Source organism: Pseudomonas sp. ACN8 (assembly GCF_002303925.1).
In the GTDB taxonomy this organism is placed as follows: domain Bacteria; phylum Pseudomonadota; class Gammaproteobacteria; order Pseudomonadales; family Pseudomonadaceae; genus Aquipseudomonas.
The window spans coordinates 60297-79502 of sequence record NZ_MRCS01000004.1 but is presented as its reverse complement, the minus strand read 5'-3'; the positions used below and the strand labels follow the sequence as shown (position 1 = coordinate 79502).

20 protein-coding genes and 2 tRNA genes are annotated in these 19206 nt (G+C 59.1%); 20 read left to right on the top strand and 2 right to left on the bottom strand.

Annotation, left to right across the window (positions count from 1 at the left end):
• Nucleotides 1–2 precede the first annotated feature (2 nt).
• The 6 genes from BSF44_RS03515 to BSF44_RS03490 all read left to right on the top strand — a co-directional run bounded on the left by BSF44_RS03515 (nucleotide 3) and on the right by BSF44_RS03490 (nucleotide 4899).
• A complete protein-coding gene (locus BSF44_RS03515) occupies nucleotides 3–407 on the top strand; it encodes an acetyl-CoA sensor PanZ family protein (RefSeq protein ID WP_095942299.1) in 405 nt (134 codons plus the stop codon).
• A 78-nt stretch (nucleotides 408–485) separates the two neighbouring features.
• Complete coding sequence (locus BSF44_RS03510) at nucleotides 486–2717, top strand: AsmA family protein (RefSeq protein ID WP_095942298.1); 2232 nt, start codon at nucleotides 486–488, stop codon at nucleotides 2715–2717.
• The gene (gene mutY, locus BSF44_RS03505) at nucleotides 2714–3781 is read left to right on the top strand and encodes an A/G-specific adenine glycosylase (RefSeq protein ID WP_095942297.1); all 1068 of its coding nucleotides are present in this window, start codon (nucleotides 2714–2716) and stop codon (nucleotides 3779–3781) included. The genes BSF44_RS03510 and mutY overlap by 4 nt, the downstream gene beginning before the upstream one ends.
• Nucleotides 3778–4050 (top strand): oxidative damage protection protein, encoded by a 273-nt coding sequence (locus BSF44_RS03500; RefSeq protein WP_007989188.1) that lies wholly within the window; start codon nucleotides 3778–3780, stop codon nucleotides 4048–4050. The genes mutY and BSF44_RS03500 overlap by 4 nt, the downstream gene beginning before the upstream one ends.
• Nucleotides 4051–4153: 103 nt before the next feature.
• Nucleotides 4154–4229 (top strand) — tRNA-Phe (locus BSF44_RS03495).
• A gap of 232 nt (nucleotides 4230–4461) precedes the next feature.
• A complete protein-coding gene (locus BSF44_RS03490; RefSeq protein WP_095942296.1) occupies nucleotides 4462–4899 on the top strand; it encodes a hypothetical protein in 438 nt (145 codons plus the stop codon).
• Nucleotides 4900–5039: 140 nt separating this feature from the next.
• On the opposite strand, the gene BSF44_RS03485 is transcribed toward BSF44_RS03490, so the two are convergent.
• Nucleotides 5040–5489 carry a hypothetical protein gene (locus BSF44_RS03485; protein ID WP_095942295.1) on the bottom strand — a complete coding sequence of 150 codons (450 nt, stop codon included), beginning with the start codon at nucleotides 5487–5489 and terminating at the stop codon, nucleotides 5040–5042.
• A 216-nt stretch (nucleotides 5490–5705) separates the two neighbouring features.
• On the opposite strand from BSF44_RS03485, the gene BSF44_RS03480 reads away from it, so the two are divergent.
• The 6 genes from BSF44_RS03480 to vapC all read left to right on the top strand — a co-directional run bounded on the left by BSF44_RS03480 (nucleotide 5706) and on the right by vapC (nucleotide 9548).
• Nucleotides 5706–6785 carry a YhcG family protein gene (locus tag BSF44_RS03480; protein ID WP_371918214.1) on the top strand — a complete coding sequence of 360 codons (1080 nt, stop codon included), beginning with the start codon at nucleotides 5706–5708 and terminating at the stop codon, nucleotides 6783–6785.
• A 68-nt stretch (nucleotides 6786–6853) separates the two neighbouring features.
• Nucleotides 6854–7828, top strand: coding sequence for an alpha/beta fold hydrolase (locus BSF44_RS03475; protein WP_095942293.1), 975 nt, complete (start codon nucleotides 6854–6856; stop codon nucleotides 7826–7828).
• Between the two features lie 36 nt (nucleotides 7829–7864).
• Nucleotides 7865–8281 carry a hypothetical protein gene (locus BSF44_RS03470; protein ID WP_095942292.1) on the top strand — a complete coding sequence of 139 codons (417 nt, stop codon included), beginning with the start codon at nucleotides 7865–7867 and terminating at the stop codon, nucleotides 8279–8281.
• Nucleotides 8282–8287: 6 nt separating this feature from the next.
• The gene (locus BSF44_RS03465) at nucleotides 8288–8740 is read left to right on the top strand and encodes a hypothetical protein (protein ID WP_095942291.1); all 453 of its coding nucleotides are present in this window, start codon (nucleotides 8288–8290) and stop codon (nucleotides 8738–8740) included.
• Between the two features lie 170 nt (nucleotides 8741–8910).
• Nucleotides 8911–9141, top strand: a complete 231-nt coding sequence (gene vapB / locus BSF44_RS03460; RefSeq protein ID WP_095942290.1) for a type II toxin-antitoxin system VapB family antitoxin — start codon at nucleotides 8911–8913, stop codon at nucleotides 9139–9141.
• On the top strand, nucleotides 9141–9548 hold the full coding sequence (vapC, locus tag BSF44_RS03455; RefSeq protein ID WP_095942289.1) for a tRNA(fMet)-specific endonuclease VapC: 408 nt from the start codon (nucleotides 9141–9143) through the stop codon (nucleotides 9546–9548). Before vapB ends, vapC begins: the two co-directional genes overlap by 1 nt.
• A gap of 77 nt (nucleotides 9549–9625) precedes the next feature.
• Here the strand turns inward: vapC and gabP are convergent, their stop codons facing one another.
• Entirely contained in the window at nucleotides 9626–11017 is a 1392-nt protein-coding gene (gene gabP, locus BSF44_RS03450; RefSeq protein WP_057712424.1) for a GABA permease, read from the bottom strand.
• A 563-nt stretch (nucleotides 11018–11580) separates the two neighbouring features.
• On the opposite strand from gabP, the gene BSF44_RS03445 reads away from it, so the two are divergent.
• The 8 genes from BSF44_RS03445 (at nucleotide 11581) to BSF44_RS03410 (ending at nucleotide 18593) form a co-directional block, all read left to right on the top strand.
• Nucleotides 11581–12354 carry an ABC transporter ATP-binding protein gene (locus BSF44_RS03445; protein WP_007972784.1) on the top strand — a complete coding sequence of 258 codons (774 nt, stop codon included), beginning with the start codon at nucleotides 11581–11583 and terminating at the stop codon, nucleotides 12352–12354.
• A 13-nt stretch (nucleotides 12355–12367) separates the two neighbouring features.
• Complete coding sequence (locus BSF44_RS03440; RefSeq protein ID WP_095942288.1) at nucleotides 12368–13114, top strand: ABC transporter substrate-binding protein; 747 nt, start codon at nucleotides 12368–12370, stop codon at nucleotides 13112–13114.
• Between the two features lie 72 nt (nucleotides 13115–13186).
• Nucleotides 13187–13882 (top strand): ABC transporter permease, encoded by a 696-nt coding sequence (locus BSF44_RS03435; protein WP_057712425.1) that lies wholly within the window; start codon nucleotides 13187–13189, stop codon nucleotides 13880–13882.
• Nucleotides 13879–14568: an ABC transporter permease gene (locus tag BSF44_RS03430; protein WP_056725836.1), complete on the top strand. Its 690-nt coding sequence runs from the start codon at nucleotides 13879–13881 to the stop codon at nucleotides 14566–14568. Before BSF44_RS03435 ends, BSF44_RS03430 begins: the two co-directional genes overlap by 4 nt.
• Nucleotides 14549–15778 carry a methyltransferase gene (locus BSF44_RS03425; RefSeq protein ID WP_095942287.1) on the top strand — a complete coding sequence of 410 codons (1230 nt, stop codon included), beginning with the start codon at nucleotides 14549–14551 and terminating at the stop codon, nucleotides 15776–15778. The genes BSF44_RS03430 and BSF44_RS03425 overlap by 20 nt, the downstream gene beginning before the upstream one ends.
• Nucleotides 15779–16121: 343 nt before the next feature.
• Entirely contained in the window at nucleotides 16122–16946 is an 825-nt protein-coding gene (locus BSF44_RS03420; protein WP_095942286.1) for an FkbM family methyltransferase, read from the top strand.
• 78 nt (nucleotides 16947–17024) lie between these two features.
• A tRNA-Thr gene (locus tag BSF44_RS03415) sits at nucleotides 17025–17100 on the top strand.
• Nucleotides 17101–17264: 164 nt separating this feature from the next.
• Nucleotides 17265–18593: an integrase arm-type DNA-binding domain-containing protein gene (locus tag BSF44_RS03410; protein WP_095942285.1), complete on the top strand. Its 1329-nt coding sequence runs from the start codon at nucleotides 17265–17267 to the stop codon at nucleotides 18591–18593.
• The last annotated feature ends 613 nt before the right edge of the window (nucleotides 18594–19206 follow it).

Genomic DNA, 19206 nt, shown 5'->3' with positions numbered 1-19206 from the left:
CCATGCCGATCATTGTCGAGCCGTTGAACCAAGCCACTGCCCAGGATCGGCAGGATCTGCAGAAGATCTACTGCGACGCCCCGGACTGGCTGTTCGCCCCTTTTTCCGGGGCCGCGCAGTTGATCGAAGACTGTTTGCGCGACGGCACACTGATCGCCGGACGCTTCAATGATCGCCTGCTGGGCGCGGCCCGCTTGCAAAGGCACCAAGACGCCTGGCACTTGTCCCAAATATGTGTGCGAAAAATTACCCGCCGCCGTGGTGTTGCCGAGCGACTGGTCGCCGAAGCCCGGAAAATGGCCGCGCAATCGGGCATGCCCCTGCGCCTGCTGGCGCCCGCCGGGCATCTGGAGGCTCAGGCGCTGGCCGCGAAGCTGAAACTGCCGCTGGACGTATTGCCGGCGTGATCACTGACCGGTCGTCTGTTCGGGGGCGCTATACTCCTCGGCTAAATTTTGAATTCGATTAACTACAAGGACTCGCCCATGAAAGCGTTCGGCAAAATCCTGGGTCTGGTACTTCTCGGGCTGTTGCTGATCATTGTGGCGCTGGGCTTTGCCCTGACCCACCTCTTCGATCCCAACGACTACAAAGACGAGATTCGCCAGATTGCCCGCGACAAGGCCCACATCGAGCTGACGCTCAATGGCGATATCGGCTGGAGCCTGTTCCCGTGGCTGGGCCTGGAGCTGCACGACGCCAGTGTGGCGACCCTGGTCAAGCCGGCCGAACCGTTCGCCGACCTGCAAATGCTGGGTCTGTCGGTGCGCGTACTGCCGCTGCTGCGCCGTGAAGTGCAAATGAGCGATGTGCGCGTCGAAGGCCTGAACCTGCGCCTGAACCGCGACAAGGACGGCCACGGCAATTGGCAAGACGTCGGCAAGGTGCCGGCAGCGGCCAGCACCGACACGACAAGTACTGCGCCCGCGGAGAGTGAACCTGCACCCGCGACCAGCGTCGCGGCCGAAAAACCGCCGCAGCCGATCCGCCTGGACATCGACAGCCTGACCGTGAACAACGCACGGGTCGAATACAGCGACGAAAAAACCGGCAAGAGCTTCAGCGCCGAAAGCATCCAGTTGAGCACCGGTGCGGTTCACGACTCCGTCAACATTCCACTCAAGCTCACGGCATTCCTGTCAGCCAACCAGCCGGCACTGCGAGTGCGTACCGAGCTCAACGGTGAGGTGCGCATCGCACGCGCACTGCAGCGCTATCAGCTAGAAGACATGAAGCTGTCCGGTGAAGTGACCGGCGACCCGTTGCAAGGCAAGACCATGACCTTCTCCGCCCAGGGCCAGTTGGTGCTGGACAAGGCCGCCAATGTCGCCGAATGGACCGGCATCAAGATCTCCGCCAACCAGTTGCGGGCACTGGGTGAACTGAAGGTCAACGACCTCGACAAGACCCCGCAAGTCAGCGGCGGCATCTCGATCGCCCAGTTCGACCTGGCGAAATTCGTCGACAGTATCGGCCAGAAACTCCCGGCCATGGCCGAAGGCAGCCTGAGCAAGGTCGAGCTTGTCAGCCGTCTGGCGGCAACACCCACCAGCCTGACGCTCGACGACATCAACCTGAAAGTCGACGACAGCACCTTCAGCGGCCGCATTGCCGTCGAAGACTTCGCAAAACAATCGCTACGTGCAGCGCTCAAGGCCGACACCTTCAACGTCGACCGTTACCTGCCGCCGAAGTCCGCCGAAGCCAATAGCGCAACACAAGTGCGTCAGGCCGAAGTCGCCAGCACCGAAGCCGATGCCATGGCTGGCGCCGGCAGCACTCCGTTGCCACCCGCGCCGACCAAGGACGCCTGGAGCAGCGAGCGCCTGTTGCCCGTGGAACGCTTGAGCAAGCTCGATGTGGACGCCGACCTGACCTTCGGCCAGTTGACCCTGAAAAAATTGCCGATCCATAACGCGGCGCTCAAGGCCACCGGCCAGGGCGGCCTGCTGACGCTGGCCAACCTGCGTGGCGACCTGTACGAGGGCAACTTCGAGACTACCGGCACGCTCGATGTGCGCCAACCCGTGCCGGCACTGAATCTGCAGACGAAGATCAGCGGTGTACCGGCAGAAAAAATTCTCGAAAGCCAGGGCAAGAACCCGCCAGTCAAAGGTCTGGTCACGCTCAACAGCAGCCTGACCGGCAACGGCAACAGCCAGAAAGCGTTGATCGAAACCCTCAACGGCAACGCCAGTTTCGTCATCAACAATGGCGTGCTGCTCAACGCCAACCTCGAGCAACAGCTGTGCAAAGGCATCGCCACGCTCAACCGAAAAACCCTCAACGGTGAGCCGCGGGGCAAGGACACACCGTTCCAGGAGCTCAAGGGCAACCTGACCTTGCGTAACGGCGTGGCCAGCAATCCGGACCTGAAAGCGCGCATCCCGGGCATGACCGTCAACGGTGACGGTGACATCGATCTGCGAGTGCTGGGCATGGACTACCGCGTCGGCATCATCGTCGAAGGCGACACCAGCGCCATGCCGGACCCGGCCTGTCAGGTCGGCGACAAGTTTGTCGGCATCGAGTGGCCACTGCGCTGCCGCGGCCCTTTGGAGCTGGGCGCCAAGGCTTGCCGTTTGGATAACGACCGCATGAGCCAGGTCGCGTCCAAACTGGCTGGCGACAGGATCAGCGAAAAAATCGACGAGAAATGGGGCGACAAGGTCGACCCGAAACTGAAAGACGCGCTCAAGGAGCTGTTCAAGCGATGAGAGCCGAGCAGTTTTCAATGGCGGTGCTGGACTGGTTCGACCGCCACGGCCGACACGATTTACCCTGGCAGCAAGACATCAACCCGTATCGGGTGTGGGTCTCGGAAATCATGCTGCAGCAGACCCAGGTCAGCACCGTGCTGAATTACTTCGACCGTTTCATGGCCTCGTTGCCGACGGTCGAAGCCCTGGCGGCGGCACCGGAAGACGAAGTGCTGCACCTGTGGACGGGCCTGGGTTACTACACCCGCGCACGCAATTTGCAGAAGACCGCGAAGATCGTCGTCGAGCAGTACGGCGGCCAATTCCCCCGAGACGTGGAAAAACTCACTGATCTGCCGGGGATCGGCCTGTCCACCGCCGGCGCCATTGCCAGCATCAGCATGGGCCTGCGCGCGCCGATCCTCGACGGCAACGTCAAACGGGTGCTGGCGCGATTTACCGCACAAGAGGGCTACCCCGGCGAGCCCAAGGTCGCCAAACAGCTCTGGGCGAACGCTGAGCGTTTTACGCCGCACGATCGGGTCAACGCCTACACCCAGGCAATGATGGACCTGGGCGCCACGCTCTGCACCCGCAGCAAGCCGAGTTGCCTGCTGTGCCCGCTGGAAAAGGGCTGTGAAGCGCACATGCTCGGCCTGGAAACCCGCTATCCGATCCCCAAGCCACGCAAGGCCATCCCGCAGAAACGCACGTTGATGCCGATGCTCGCCAACAACGACGGCGCGATCCTGCTTTACCGTCGCCCGTCCACGGGCCTGTGGGGCGGTTTGTGGAGCCTGCCGGAACTCGACGACCTCGACGACCTGCCGCACCTGGCATCGCAGCACTCGCTGGAACTGGGCACTCAACAGGCATTGCCAAGCCTGGTGCACACCTTCAGCCATTTTCAGTTATCCATCGAACCCTGGCTGGTTCAGGTCCAGGAGTCCGGCCATCACGTGGCCGAGGCCGACTGGCTCTGGTATAACCTCGCCACCCCGCCGCGCCTGGGCCTTGCCGCCCCGGTCAAAACCTTGCTCGAACGCGCGGCCGCCGTATTGAACGCAGGAGAGTCGTCATGACCCGCACCATCATGTGCCGCAAGTACAAAGAAGAATTGCCAGGCCTGGAGCGCGCTCCCTTCCCGGGCGCCAAAGGCCAGGACATTTTTGACCACGTCTCGCAAAAGGCCTGGGCCGACTGGCAGAAGCACCAGACCCTGCTGATCAACGAAAAACGCCTGAACATGATGAACGCCGAAGATCGCAAATATCTTCAGGGCGAGATGGACAAGTACTTCTCCGGCGAGGATTACGCCAAGGCCGAAGGCTACGTGCCGCCGTCGGAATAACCCCGATTTATCGGGGGTCGGAACGTAAGCGACGGTAATAATTAAATTTTTTTTGAAAACTTGCTTGACGACCCCCTGAAAAACCCGTTTAATGCGCCCCGTTGCCCAGATAGCTCAGTCGGTAGAGCAGGGGATTGAAAATCCCCGTGTCGGCGGTTCGATTCCGTCTCTGGGCACCAAATACCGAAAACCCTGAATCGCAAGATTCAGGGTTTTTTTATGCCCGCGATTTGTCCAAGCCTATCGCCACTGAAAATTCCTACATACGCTACGCCAGGGTCCTACCAATCGTCCCCCCCTCTTCTTACGTCACTTTGGGACACGCCTGATCGAGTGCCCTCCCTTACAAGGTGAAACTTATGCAGCAGCAAATCTGCCTGCATTCAACGTTTCAAAGTAAGGAAGCATTTCTTGAATACGCTTTTGAAGTTTCTCGCCCTGTCGACAATCATCGCCACAGCAAGCGGCTGCGTCAGCTACAACAACAGCCAGCCTTCTTCGCCGATCGACAGCACCGTCAAAGCCGACCTGAAAGCGGACATCGCTGTCGGTGACACCATCTCCGGCCAGTCTTCGGTCAACGTCCTGTTCGGCGTCTTCAAGTTTGGTGGCGACTCCCAGTTTGCGGACGGCGTCAGCTACGGTGGTCAGAGTGGCGGCCTGGGCAGCCTGGGCCTGGATCCCGTCAGCGCAGTCAAGTCGGCAGCAGCCTATAAAGCGGTCAAGTCTTCCGGCGCCGACCTGATCGTCGCCCCTCGCTACGAAGTGAACGAAGAAAACTACTTCATCTTCAAAAAAGTTTCCGTCACGGTAAAAGGTAACAAAGGCAACATCCGTAGCATCCGCTAACTCCTCCCCCCCAGGTGATTGTTCAGCAAACCATCCACCGCGCTTTGGCAAACCGAAATACCTAGCGCAGTGCGTTCCACAAGCAGCCATTGAAAAACGGCTGCTTGCGGACTTGACGACTGACTGAATGCAGCCTTTCGCTAGCTCGCATCATTCCAGTGGAATACCAGATTACGGGCTGCGCCACTGCCAATATCGGCAACATCCTTCCGCGTTTCGCCGTTACGCGTGGCAATGACCGTGTATTTACCGGCAGGCAGTTTCACGTAAACCAGCGGACCGGCGTCATCGAGCGTCAGCACGGTCTGCCCCGGGGCCTTCTGAATAACTACATTCACGTCAGAGGTGTATTCATTTCCCGTCCCGACAGAGAACGTCATGTGCAGGTTATAGCCGGTGGTCTGCTGGATGGCCTTGGACTCATCCTCGCCGATACCGCCCGACAGGTAGGTGATGCCGTTTTGTTCCTGGCTTTGCACCTGCACCCCCTGGCCGTCGATGGGCTCAAGGCTGGCGGCAGGTGACATCGCAGAAAACATCAGCACGCCTACAGCGGTGAGGGGCAACAGGAGTGTATGGAGGTATTTCATGATGACGACTCCCGGGTTCTGCAGAACCCAATCGTTACACTCTTTGGATTTCCAGCCGGAGGGAGGGGTTTAGATTGATTTGGCCTGAGTACGAAACGTACTACGCCATTTGTTCCTCAGCCCTCGCCCGGATTTAGACCCGTCCTGCCTGAGAACCCGGTATTTCCTGCCTGTTTCTCAGTAACACCCGGCATCTTCGAAGGGGGCTCACTTGTCATTCTCTTTCGCTGTTCAACCTGCTGCGGAAGACTTCATGACAACCCTCACCCCCCACATCTGGCATCACTGCTTGGCAACCTTGGCAAATTGATCCATCAGGCACGTCAGAAGGTGCTTCGGGCGGTCGATACCGTTCAAGTGCAGACCTGTTGGCAGATCGGACGACATATTGTCGAGTTCGAGCAGGAAGGGGCTCGGCGGGCCAGGTATGGCAAAGAGTTACTGTCGACCTTGGCCAAAGTGCTAACTGCGGAGTTCGGAAAGGGATTTGACGCTTCCAACCTTCGGTATATGCGTCTGTTCTATCAAGCCTTTCCAATTCGTGACGCACTGCGTCACGAATTGAGCTGGACACACTACCGCCGCCTGCTTCGGGTCGACAACGACAGCGCTCGTCTCTGGTACATGAACGAATCAGCCACCCAAAACTGGTCAAGCCGCGCCCTGGAACGCCAGATCAATACGCTGTACTACGAACGCCTGCTGGCGAGCCGCGATCGTGGCGCCGTCAAACAGGAGGCTGCCACCCACATTCAGAACATCAAGGCCAGCCCTCGGGATTTCATCCGTGATCCGGTGGTACTGGAGTTTCTTGGCTTACCCAATGCCGGCAAGCTTCAGGAAAGCGAGATCGAACAAGCGCTGATCGAACAATTGCAGGGCTTCTTGCTGGAGCTGGGAAAGGGCTTCGCATTCATTGCCCGCCAGCAACGCATCAGTACCGACAGCAAAGACTTCTACATCGACCTGGTGTTCTACAACTACTTGCTCAAGTGCTTCGTCATCTTCGATATCAAGCGCGGTGAACTGACCCATCAGGATGTGGGGCAGATGGACATGTACGTGCGCATGTACGACGACCTGAAACGCGGCGTGGAAGACGGCCCCACTGTCGGCATCATACTCTGTGCGCAAAAGGATGAATCCGTGGTGCGTTACTCGGTGCTCGAAGGAAACGAGCAACTGTTCGCCAGCAAGTACAGGCTTGTCCTGCCGAGTGAGGAGGAACTCCGCAATGAGCTGGATCGGGAGCGTGCGGCACTTGAAGAACGACTGCTCGATCAACAACCGCGTTGAGGCGAACGGATTGTTCATCAACGGCATCAGGACTATCGTTGGCAGCTACCCGCAAAGGACTGACGCTGATGAATTTGCAGGACACGCCTCCACTGGCCCCCACTCGCATCGAGTCGCCGCTGCCGGATACCACCCCCGGCAAATCGTTCAAGGAAACCGCCTCGGACGGTTTCATCCTCGGTGGCTTCACCTGGCGACACGCCTCTCAGGACGCCACTCGTCCGGTGGTGATCATCAATGCCGCCACCTCGGTCCGTTGCCGCCATTACTCGCGCTTCGCCGACTACCTGTTCGCCCACGGCTTCGACGTCATCACCTATGACTACCGCGGCATCGGCGAATCGCGGCCGGCATCGCTCAAGGGGCTTCGAGCCTCGTGGACCGATTGGGGAACGCTGGATTTCGAGGCGATGCTCAAGCGCGCCCAGCGTGAGTTCCCCGGGCAGCCTGTCGATGTGGTCGGCCACAGCTTTGGCGGCTGTGCCGCGGGCCTGGGAGCGTCCGGGCACCTGATCCGGCGCCTGGTGACGGTGGGTGCGCAATTCGCCTACTGGCGCGACTATGCGCCGGCCCATCGCTGGCGCATGTTCGCCAAGTGGCATGTGCTGATGCCACTGGTGACGATGATCTACGGCTACTTCCCGGGCAAACGCCTTGGCTGGCTGGAAGACACACCCGCCGGCGTGGTCCGTGACTGGAGCTTCTCCACTGCCCGCTTCGAGAAGCGCTCCAGCAGCCGCACAATCAGCAAAACCGCCGGGCAACTGCCCTTTGCCGGTGTCACCGCGCAAACCCTGGCCATCAGCATCAGCGACGATCCCTACGGCACAATTCCGGCCATCGAACGCCTGCTCGGCTACTTCACCGGCAGCACAAATTCACACCTGCGTATCCATCCCGAAGACATCGGCGAAGAAGAAGTCGGACATTTCGCCTTTTTTCGCAGCGCATACCAAGCCACACTATGGCCCATTGCATTGGCCTGGCTGCAAAACGGCGAACTGCCCCCTGATACCCCCGGGCGGCGAGTACCACGCAGCTAAGTCAATTGCCCTTTCAACGAATACGGAACGACGCCCATGGCCTCCGCCAACAAGCAGCAAAAACGCGCCTCCCGTGCCAAGGCCAAGGCCAAGCAGAACCGCACCCAGCGGGCTGCCGCGCCGGTGGAACTGGACCCGAACGACGATCGCATCGACTTCGAGTCGGTGGACCTGACCGACATGTTCAAAGAGATGATCGACGCACAAAAGATCAGCCAGCAGGCCATGTGCGCGGCCTTTCTGGAACATCCGCTCATCGCACTGGTACTGGAGCAGGAAGGTGAGGAAACAGCGACAGACTTCATCATCGCTGCCCTGATCGAATATCGCCAATGGTCGACCGAAACCGACGAAGCCGGCGCCCTGGCGTGGATCGAATCACCGGCCTTTCAGGCCGACTACGTGGCGGCGTCCGACGCCATTGCCGCGCAAACCCAACAGAAACCGAACTGAGCTCCCATGGCCTCCCTGAACAAGCAACAGAAACGCGCCAAGCGCGCAAAAGCAAAAGCCAAGCAGATCAATATCCACGGTCGCAAACCCGCCGCGCTGGACGATGACCTTGGCCACCTCGACGAGCCGATCCCGGAATACACCCTGGCGATGTTCAGTAAAATGCGCGATGCGGAAGCTGTCAGCCGCAGCGAAATGCTCTCGGTACTGCTGACGAACCTGGCCTTTATCATCATCGACCATCCAGAACTGCTGGACATGGAAAACGCCGACGACGAAGGCATGGCCGCCACCCACCTGGCCGCGGACATGCTGATCGACTACCGCATGTGGGCCGACGGCATGGACCGCGACGCCGCCCAGGCATGGCTGAGCGAGCCGCAGTTCATTGCCGATTTCAGCGCTGCACTGGATGTCTACCGCGAGTCGCTGGAAGTATCGGAAGAAAAAGCCGAGTAAGGGTTACGACGCAAACAAAAACGGTCGCTTGTTATCACTGACAGCGGCCTTTTTTTGGATCTGAATCGAGCACTTTCCTTCCGTCAGGCACCACGTATATCCCATTGACATATCCAACACAAAACCTATCCTTTGGACTCATCGCGCCAGTAAAAGCGCAGGAGGTCCAAATGGAACAGACAACCCTTTTCATGAGCAATCGAAGCCAGGCCGTTCGCCTGCCGAAAGCTGTAGCCATGCCAAGCGACGTGAAACGAGTCGACGTCGTCGCCGTCGGTCGAAGCCGAATCATCACGCCCGCCGGTGAAACCTGGGACAGCTGGTTCGATGGCGCAAGCATCACGGCAGACTTCATGACCGATCGCGAGCAACCTGCCGATCAGGAGCGTGAGTCGTTCTGATGATCAAGTACATGCTCGATACCAACATCTGCATCTTCACCATCAAGAACAAACCACAGATGGTACGGGAGGCATTCAACCGTCATCACGGTCAACTGTGCATCAGTGCGGTCACGCTGATGGAACTGATTTACGGCGCGGAAAAATCAGCAGCCCCCGAAAAAAACCTGGAGGTCATCGAGGGTTTCGCCGCCCGACTTGAAGTCCTGCCTTTCGACAACGAAGCAGCAGCACACACCGGCATGATCCGATCCGAACTGGCAAAGGCAGGCACACCCATAGGCCCGTACGACCAGATGATTGCCGGGCACGCACGCTCACGCGGGTTTATCGTGGTCACCAACAACCTGCGGGAATTCGAGCACGTTCCGGGGTTACGCGTAGAAGACTGGGTTCATGTCGAATGAACACCGAGCAATCGACAGAAACAAAAACGGCCGCTTGTCATCACTGACAGCGGCCGTTTTGCATTACGCGGTGTGAATCAGTTCAGCACCACCGCGCCACGCTTTTCCAGTTTGCGACGGCGAGCCACCAGCAAACCGGCCGCTACCACCAGAGCACTGAGCAAGCCGGTCGCAAGAATTTCCACGCGATGGGCTTCCTGGAACAGCATGATGGTCAGGGCCGCGACGATGAAGACGATCACCGCGTAGGTCAGGCCCGGGAACAGCCACATGCTGAAGGCGATTTTCTCGCCGCGCGCTATACGCTGCTTACGCATGCGCAGTTGCGAAATCGCAATCACCAGGTACACCAGCAGCGCGATCGCGCCGGAGCTGGCCAGCAGGAATTCGAACACCGCAGCCGGGGCTACGTAGTTGGCGAAGGTTGCCAGGAACGCGGCGCCAGTGGACAACATCACAGCCCAGTAAGGCGTGCCACTTTTGTTGGTGCGCGTGGACATCGCCGGCGCATCGCCGCGCTTGCCCAGGGAGAACAACATCCGCGACGACGTGTAGAGCGCCGAGTTCAGGCAGCTGGTCACAGCAACCAGTACCACGATGTCGACGATCATCTTGGCATTCGGGATGCCCATGCGCTCAAGCACAGTCTGGTAGGAACCGAGGCTTGCCAGTACCGGATCGTTCCAGGGCACCAGGGCCACAACGATGAAGATCGACACGAGGTAGAACAAGCCGATCCGCCAGATGACCGAATTGGTGGCCTTGGATATTTGCTTGCCAGGGTTCTTCGATTCCGCGGCCGCGATGGTCACGATCTCGGTGCCCATGAAGGAGAACATGGTGGTCAGAATCGCGCCCAACACCGCGCCCATACCGTTTGGCAGGAAGCCCTGGGTGTCGAACAGATGGGAAACGCCGCTGACCTGGCTGCCCGGCAGGAAGCCGAAGATCGCCATGAGACCCAGCACGATGAAACCGATGATGGCCAGCACTTTGATCAGGGCGAACCAGAACTCGAACTCACCGTAGTTCTTTACGCTGAACAGGTTGGTTACGGTCAACAGCATCGTGATGACCAGGGCGAAAGCCCAGATGTCCACGCCAGGGAACCAGGCATGCAGGATGGTCGCGGCGGCGTTGGCTTCCAGCGGAATCACCAGCACCCAGAACCACCAGTAGAGCCAGCCGATGGTGAAACCGGCCCAGTGACCGATTGCGCGGTCGGCGTAAGTCGAAAATGAACCGGTGTCCGGCGAGGCAACGGCCATTTCGCCGAGCATGCGCATCACCAGCACCACCAACATGCCGGCGGCGGCGTAAGCCAACAGAACAGCCGGACCTGCAGCGGCGATGGCGTGACCCGAGCCAACGAACAAGCCGGCGCCGATAACCCCGGCAATCGACAGCATGGTCACGTGGCGCGGTTTGAGCCCCTGTTCGAGGCCATTAGAGCTTTGGGTACTGCTCATTAAAACTACCTTTGTAAGGAGAAGCGAATGCGTGCATCCCGTTCGGCGAACCTTCTCGTAAAAAGAAGCCAACAGGGCGTTCTGGATTCTGCACGCAATAATTGCGCCAAAATATTTCAAATCCTTCTATCCCGGCGATTCCAACAGACCGGACAGTCATCGCAACCCATTGAATTTAATGGCACTTCGCCAGAACGTTACCCTGCCACCCACTTTTCGGGGTGAATCCGCGCACTGGAAACACACCTGAAAATGGCTCCGCGCACATTAAAAGTGCACAAGCGGTGCATTTGGCCGGATAGCGCTTCCAACACCCTGTCAAAGCTGGCAACATCGCGCCTTTTTTTGCGGCAGCCACCGCGCTTTTCATCGACAGGCAAGGTTCAAACGGCTGTTCGGTTGTTGATGGGGCGACAGTCTGCTGCGCCGATGCGACAACCTGCCACACACCAGCCGTTTACTGTCCGTAGCGCTGTTGGCTGCCATTGAAACGCTATGCTAGGTTGGCCGCCTCGCCAGGAAGGCCGCCAACAGCAGGAGCGCAACATTTATGAGGAACGCACATGGCTGAGGCCACGCCCGCGCTTGAAATCCGCAACTTGCACAAACGCTACGGTTCGCTGGAGGTGCTCAAAGGCATCTCGCTGACCGCCCGCGACGGCGATGTGATCTCGATCCTGGGTTCCTCCGGCTCCGGCAAGTCCACGTTCCTGCGGTGCATCAACCTGCTGGAAAACCCGCACCAGGGCCAGATCCTGGTCGCCGGCGAAGAACTCAAGCTCAAGGCCGCGAAGAACGGTGAACTGGTGGCCGCCGACGGCAAGCAGATCAACCGCCTGCGCAGCGAAATCGGTTTTGTGTTTCAAAACTTTAATCTGTGGCCGCACATGAGCGTGCTCGACAACATCATCGAAGCCCCGCGCCGCGTGCTCGGCCAGAGCAAGGCCGAAGCCATCGAAGTGGCCGAAGCCCTGCTGGCCAAGGTCGGCATCGCCGACAAGCGCCATGCCTACCCGGCACAGTTGTCCGGCGGCCAGCAACAACGCGCGGCCATTGCCCGCACCCTGGCCATGCAGCCCAAGGTCATCCTGTTCGACGAGCCCACCTCGGCGCTTGACCCGGAAATGGTCCAGGAAGTACTTAATGTCATCCGCGCGCTGGCCGAAGAAGGCCGCACCATGCTGCTCGTGACCCACGAAATGGGCTTCGCCCGTCAGGTCTCCAGCGAAGTGGTGTTCCTCCACCAGGGCCTGGTAGAAGAGCAAGGATCGCCACAGCAGGTGTTCGAAAACCCGCTTTCGGCGCGCTGCAAACAATTCATGTCCAGCAACCGCTAACGGAGCTATCCACATGCAGAACTACAAAAAGGTCTTCCTGGCTGCCGCCGTCACCCTGGCGTTCAGCGCCGGTGCCATGGCAGAAACCCTGAAGATGGGCATCGAAGCGGCTTACCCACCGTTCAACAATAAAGATGCCAGTGGCAATGTCGTCGGCTTCGACAAAGAGATCGGCGACGCCCTGTGCGCCAAGATGAAAGTCGAGTGCACCGTCGTGACCTCCGACTGGGACGGCATCATCCCGGCCCTGAACGCCAAGAAGTTCGACTTCCTGATCTCCTCGATGTCGATCACCGACGAGCGCAAACAAGCGGTGGACTTCACCGACCCGTACTACTCCAACAAGCTGCAGTTCATCGCGCCGAAAAACGTCGACTTCAAAACCGACAAGGCTTCGTTGCAAGGCAAGGTGATCGGCGCCCAACGCGCGACCCTGGCCGGCACATGGCTGGAAGACAACATGGACGGCGTCGAAGTCAAACTCTATGACACCCAGGAAAACGCTTACCTGGACCTGATTTCGGGTCGCCTGGATGGCATCCTGGCCGACAAGTACGTCAACTACGAGTGGCTGAAAAGCGACGCCGGCCGTGCGTACGACTTTAAGGGCGACCCGGTGGAAGAAAGCGACAAGATCGGTATCGCCGTTCGCAAGAACGACCCGATCCGCGTGAAGCTGAACACCGCCCTGAAAGAAATCGTCGCTGACGGCACCTATAAAAAGATCAACGACAAGTACTTCCCGTTCAGCATCTATTGATACTGACCTGCCTGACCGGCGCCTGATGGCGCCGGTTCTCGGCCTTGCCTGCCGCGATTTGAAAAGAAATCCATGATTATCGACCTCTACGGATTCGGCCCGGCGCTCGCCGCTGGCGCGCTGATGACTGTGAAACTGGCACTCTCGGCCCTGTGCCTGGGGCTGGTGCTCGGTCTGCTCGGCGCCTTGGCCAAGACTTCCCCGTACAAGCCGCTGCAATGGCTTGGCGGTACTTATTCGACCCTGGTTCGCGGCATCCCGGAATTGCTCTGGGTGTTGTTGATCTACTTCGGCACGGTCAACCTGATGCGCGCCCTGGGCGAGTTCTTCGGCAACCCCGACCTTGAACTCAACGCCTTCGCCGCCGGTGTGATTGCACTGGGCCTGTGTTTCGGCGCCTACGCCACGGAAGTGTTTCGCGGCGCGATCCTCGCCATTCCCAAAGGCCATCGCGAAGCCGGCGTGGCCCTGGGCCTGTCGAAATGGCGGATTTTCACCAAGCTGATCATGCCGCAGATGTGGCGCATCGCCCTGCCCGGCCTTGGCAACCTGTTCATGATCCTGATGAAAGACACCGCGCTGGTGTCGGTGATCGGCCTGGAAGAAATCATGCGTCATGCGCAAATCGGCGTGACCGTCTCCAAGCAACCGTTCACCTTCTATATGGTGGCCGCGTTCATGTACCTGAGCCTGACGGTACTGGCGATGACCGGCATGCATTTCCTGGAAAAACGCGCCGCTCGCGGCTTCGCGAGGAGCACCCAATGAACTGGGAAGTCATCATCAAGTGGCTGCCGAAACTGGCCCAGGGCGCAACCCTGACCCTGGAACTGGTGGCCATCGCCGTGATCGCCGGTTTGCTACTGGCCATTCCACTGGGCATCGCCCGCTCGTCGCGCCTGTGGTGGGTACGGGCATTTCCCTACGGCTACATCTTCTTTTTCCGTGGTACGCCGTTGCTGGTTCAACTGTTCCTGGTCTACTACGGCCTAGCGCAGTTCGACGCGGTTCGTAACAGTTCGATGTGGCCGTACCTGCGCGATCCGTTCTGGTGCGCCACGGCGACCATGACCCTGCACACCGCGGCCTACATTGCGGAAATCCTGCGGGGCGCCATTCAGGCGATTCCACCGGGCGAGATCGAGGCGGCACGGGCGCTGGGCATGTCCAGACCCAAAGCCCTGTTCTACATCATCCTGCCGCGCGCCGCGCGCATCGGCCTGCCGGCCTACAGCAACGAAGTGATCCTGATGCTCAAGGCCAGCGCCCTGGCCAGCACCGTGACCCTGCTGGAACTGACCGGCATGGCCCGCACCATCATTGCCCGGACCTACCTGCCAGTGGAGATCTTCTTCGCCGCGGGCATGTTCTACCTGGTAATGGCTTACGTGCTGGTGCGCGGTTTCAAGCTGCTGGAGCGCTGGTTGCGCGTCGATGCCTGCCAAGGGCGTTGAGGATTGCGTATTGACGGGCGAGGCCCTGCTCGCCCGTTTCACCGCGCTGGATGCTTTTCTGACAGCGCATCAAGCACTGTGGAAACCCCGGCCGTTCACTCACCTACAGCTACCCTGGGAAGCGTCCTACCCGGAGCTGGCCACATGGCTACGTGAGCGAACGCTGGAAGACGCGGAAAACACTCACAACCAACCCGCCCTCCTGAATGCACCGGAACCCTTTGCTTCCTTGGCAACAATGTCCGTGGCCTTGAGTGCCGTGGATGAATTGCCCGCACACACGCTCGAAGCGGCCGGCCATCGACTGAACGTCGATGTACCGGGGCGTAAATGGCAGCAGATCGAAGCGTTCGCCAGCCGATTGCAGTTTTCCGAGGCACCGCAGCATTGGCTGGACTGGTGCTCAGGCAAAGGGCATTTGGGCCGCCGCCTGTTGCAACCAGGCCAACAACTGACATGCCTGGAATACGACCCGGCACTGGTATCCAGCGGCCAGGCGCTCAGCCAGCGCCATCACCTGCATGCGCTGCATATCGAACAGGATGTGCTTGCGGCAGACGCAGCTAGTTTATTGAGCGCGCATCACACACCTGTCGCGCTTCACGCCTGCGGTGATTTGCATGTGCGGCTGATTCAACTCGCCAGCGCCACAGGCTGTAAACAACTCGCCATTGCGCCGTGCTGCTACAACCGGATCAGTCTTGCCCAATACTCGCCGATTTCCTCGGCGGCCAAAGGCTCCGACTTACAGCTTTCCCTCGACGACCTCGCATTGCCCATGAGTGAAACCGTTACTGCCGGCGCCCGCGTGCGACGTCAACGCGACACCTCCATGGCCCGGCGCCTGGGCTTCGACTTGCTGCAACGGCAACTGCGCGGCCTGGACGAGTACCTGCCAACCCCTTCCCTGCCCAGCGCCTGGCTGGACAAACCCTTCGCCGATTACTGCCAACACCTGGCCGCACTCAAAGAGTTATCCACAATCGGCCCGCAAGATTGGCGAGCCCTCGAAGCCGCCGGCTGGCAGCGACTGGCCGAAGTGCGCAACCTTGAACTACTACGTGGACTTTTCCGACGCCCGCTAGAACTTTGGCTAGTTCTTGACCGGGCACTTTTCCTCGCCGAGCAGGGCTACAGTGTCCGCGTCGGCACCTTCTGCGAAACCCCGCTCACGCCACGCAATTTCCTGCTCCTGGCCGAACGCGCTTAAACACACCCGACCTGTGGATAACTCTGTTGATGGAATTATCGTGGATCCAATATCCACGCCGGTTTCAGGGCAAAATCCATACTGTTCATTTTTTATACACCCGCATAAAAAATCGAAAAAACAGGTATTTGCGGACAAATGAGAACAGATCCACAAATTCGGCCTAAACCCAGTGCGTTGCCAACGGCATTGTGCATAAGCATTTAATCAAAACGACATAAATGCCTAATCCCGGATCGCAGACAGGGGAAATTGCACCCTTTCATTACTCTTGATATACACACACGCAAGGGCGCCGGCAGCGCGGCCACAAACAAGAACATTTCTCCGACAGGATGCGCCAGTGACGTTCATTTCCTACGCACAGAATTTCGAAGACATACGCCTGTGGCGCGCCCTCAAAACCGTCGAGAACGGCTTCTACATCGACGTCGGGGCAAACCATCCCACCCATGATTCGGTCACCAAGGCGTTCTACGACAACGGCTGGACCGGCATCAACGTCGAACCGATGCCCAACTACTATGAAGCCTTGTGCCAGCAACGCCCCAAAGACACCAACCTGCAATGCGCGGCCGGGGAAAGCGCTGACGACCTGACCTTCTACGGCATCGCCGGCACCGGCCTCTCGACCCTCGACCCGGCCATGGCCCAAATGCACATAGACGCCGGCATGGACGTGCGCAGCCAAACGATCCAGTCCCGCACCCTGACCTCCATCTGCGAAGAACACGCCCAGGGCCGCGCCATTCACTTCCTGAAAATCGATGTCGAAGGCCACGAAGAAACCGTCCTGCGCGGCATGGACTTCAGCCAATGGCGGCCCTGGGTGATCCTCATCGAAACCCCCTGGGCCCGCGACCAGACCTGGGAAAGCCTCGTCACCGACGCCGGCTACCAATCCATCCTGTTCGATGGCATCAACACCTACTACCTCGCCGAAGAACACCTGAACCTCAAACCCGCCTTCGACATCCCGCCGTGCAACCTGGACGAGTTCCAGTTCTGCAAAGGCCACAACTTCAGCCACCCCGTCAGCGACGCCGAAAACCAACTCGCCGCCGCCCTGCAACGCGCCGAACAGGCCGAAGCACAGCTGCGCGCAATGCAAAACAGCCGAACCTGGCAAGCCATTCAGAAACTCAAGAAAACCCTGCTGCGCGCCTGACCTGAAGCCCGCGCAAAAATAGTCAGAATTCAGGGGTTTACAGAAGCCAGCCAATCGCTATAATCGTCGCCCTGACACGCCGGTATAGCTCAGATGGTAGAGCAACTGACTTGTAATCAGTAGGTCCCGGGTTCGATTCCTGGTGCCGGCACCACATTAGGCTCCATTGCATTCCACCGAATGCCCTGGAAGCCCCGAAAACCCGCCATTTGGCGGGTTTTTTCGTTCCAGGACCCTCCGTCGGGATCCAACAAAATCCCCCTTCCCCGAGGGTATGTTAGGGGTACTGCGATTTCCCGGTCAGGAGCGCGTACCCCTATGCCACGTCTAGCGATCCCCCTCAGCGACCTGCAATGCCGCACGGCCAAAACCCGCGAGCGCGCCTACAAACTGTTCGACGGTGGCGGCATGTACCTTTTCGTCAAACCCAATGGCGTGAAGACCTGGCGCTTGAAGTACACCAAGCCCAACGGCAAGGAAGGTACGCTCATCATCGGCAATTACCCCATCGTTACCCTTTCCGTCGCACGACGTAAGCGAGACGAAGCCAAAGCGTTGCTGCTCGACAACCTCGACCCAATGGAAGAAAAGAAGAAGGCCAAGATCGTAGCCCAGCGGGCGGCACTGCTTTTCGAAACCGTTGCTCTGGAGTGGCACGCTGATATGTCTCGCCGCTGGACCGAAGGCCACGCAAAAACCGTAATGAGCCGACTGCGCACCCACGTCTTCCCGCTGATCGGCCAACGCCCTATCGCAGAACTCGATACCCACGACCTGCTAGAGATCACCCAGCGCATCAAGGAACGCGGCACCATGGATGTGGCGTTAAGGGTACAGAACTACTTATCCACCATCATGCGCGGGGCCAAAAGGGCTCGGCAGATCACCATGAATCCTGCACTGGATCTGGCAGGCTCGATTCACGCGCCGCGCACAGTCCATCGCCCGGCCCTCTCCCTCAACCGCCTACCCGAACTGCTACACCGTATCGACAACTACAACGGCCGCGAGCTGACGCGCCTTGCCGTGCTGCTGACTCTGCATGTGTTCGTCCGCTCCAGCGAGTTGCGCTTCGCTCGATGGAGTGAGTTCGACTTCCAACGCGCCATGTGGGAAATCCCCGATACGCGCGCACCGATTGAAGGGGTACGCAACTCCACACGCGGGACCAAGATGAACGGCGACATTCAAATGGTTCCGCTATCGCCGCAGGTCATCGAAATACTGGAGCGCCTGCGCAGCCTCAGTCGCTTTTCAGAGTTAGTGCTACCGGGCGACCACAAGTACTGGAAGCCCATGTCCGAGAATACGGTGAACACCATGCTCCGCAACGTCGGCTATGACACCAGCAAGGACGTGTGCGGCCACGGCTTCAGGACCATGGCCTGTAGCGCTCTGCTGGAGTCCGGGTTATGGACCGACGCAGCCATCGAAAGACAAATGAGCCACAAGGAACGCAACCGCGTGCGCGCCGCGTATATCCACAAGGCTGAATTCCTCGAACAGCGCAGGCTGATCATGGCGTGGTGGAGCAACTACATCGACGCTAACCGCCATGGGCATGTGACGCCCCACGAATTCGCTCACCCGGTCGGCGACAACATCACTGCCCTGCAAAAAAGCCGTGGCGCATTCAAACGTGGGTAAACGTGTGAAATCACCGCAGTCCGCCCTTCCATGCGGGTCCATCCAAGCGGGGCTGCAAAGCCGCCCTGCTTGGATGGACCTCATTTAAAAAATCTAAAGCCCACGCAACTGTCTGTGGAAAACCACTGATTTCCACCGGTGGATAATTTCATCCACAGCCGTAGAACTCCCAAAAATTCGAGCCTTGACCCGAATTATCCACAGGCGTAGAAAAGATCGGGCAAAGCGCTGTCGTTGACAGCAACCCCAGGTAGCCAGAACCTTTAAGGCTACGCCACACCGTGGTGGTTCTCCCAAAGTGCGATTAGCATCCGGCGGCTCGCACGGTCACCGCGATGTGATGGATGCCTACTTTTATCAGTGTGCCCACTGCGGCAACTCATACCCTTTCATAGCTGCCCTGCAGCAACCTATCCGCTTGGCTATTTCCTTGCGCCAACCTGCGCCCGTCTCTTTCTCCCGGAAAGAGACGGGCGCTCCTACCACTGCTGCAGCCCACCTCGTACAAGGCTTTGCGGCATTCCCCCTCGTGACAATCGGCGTGACAAACACCGAAGTCACCAGCAACAGCGATGCAGATGATGGTGCCGCAGCCCACGGAATGGACTGCACC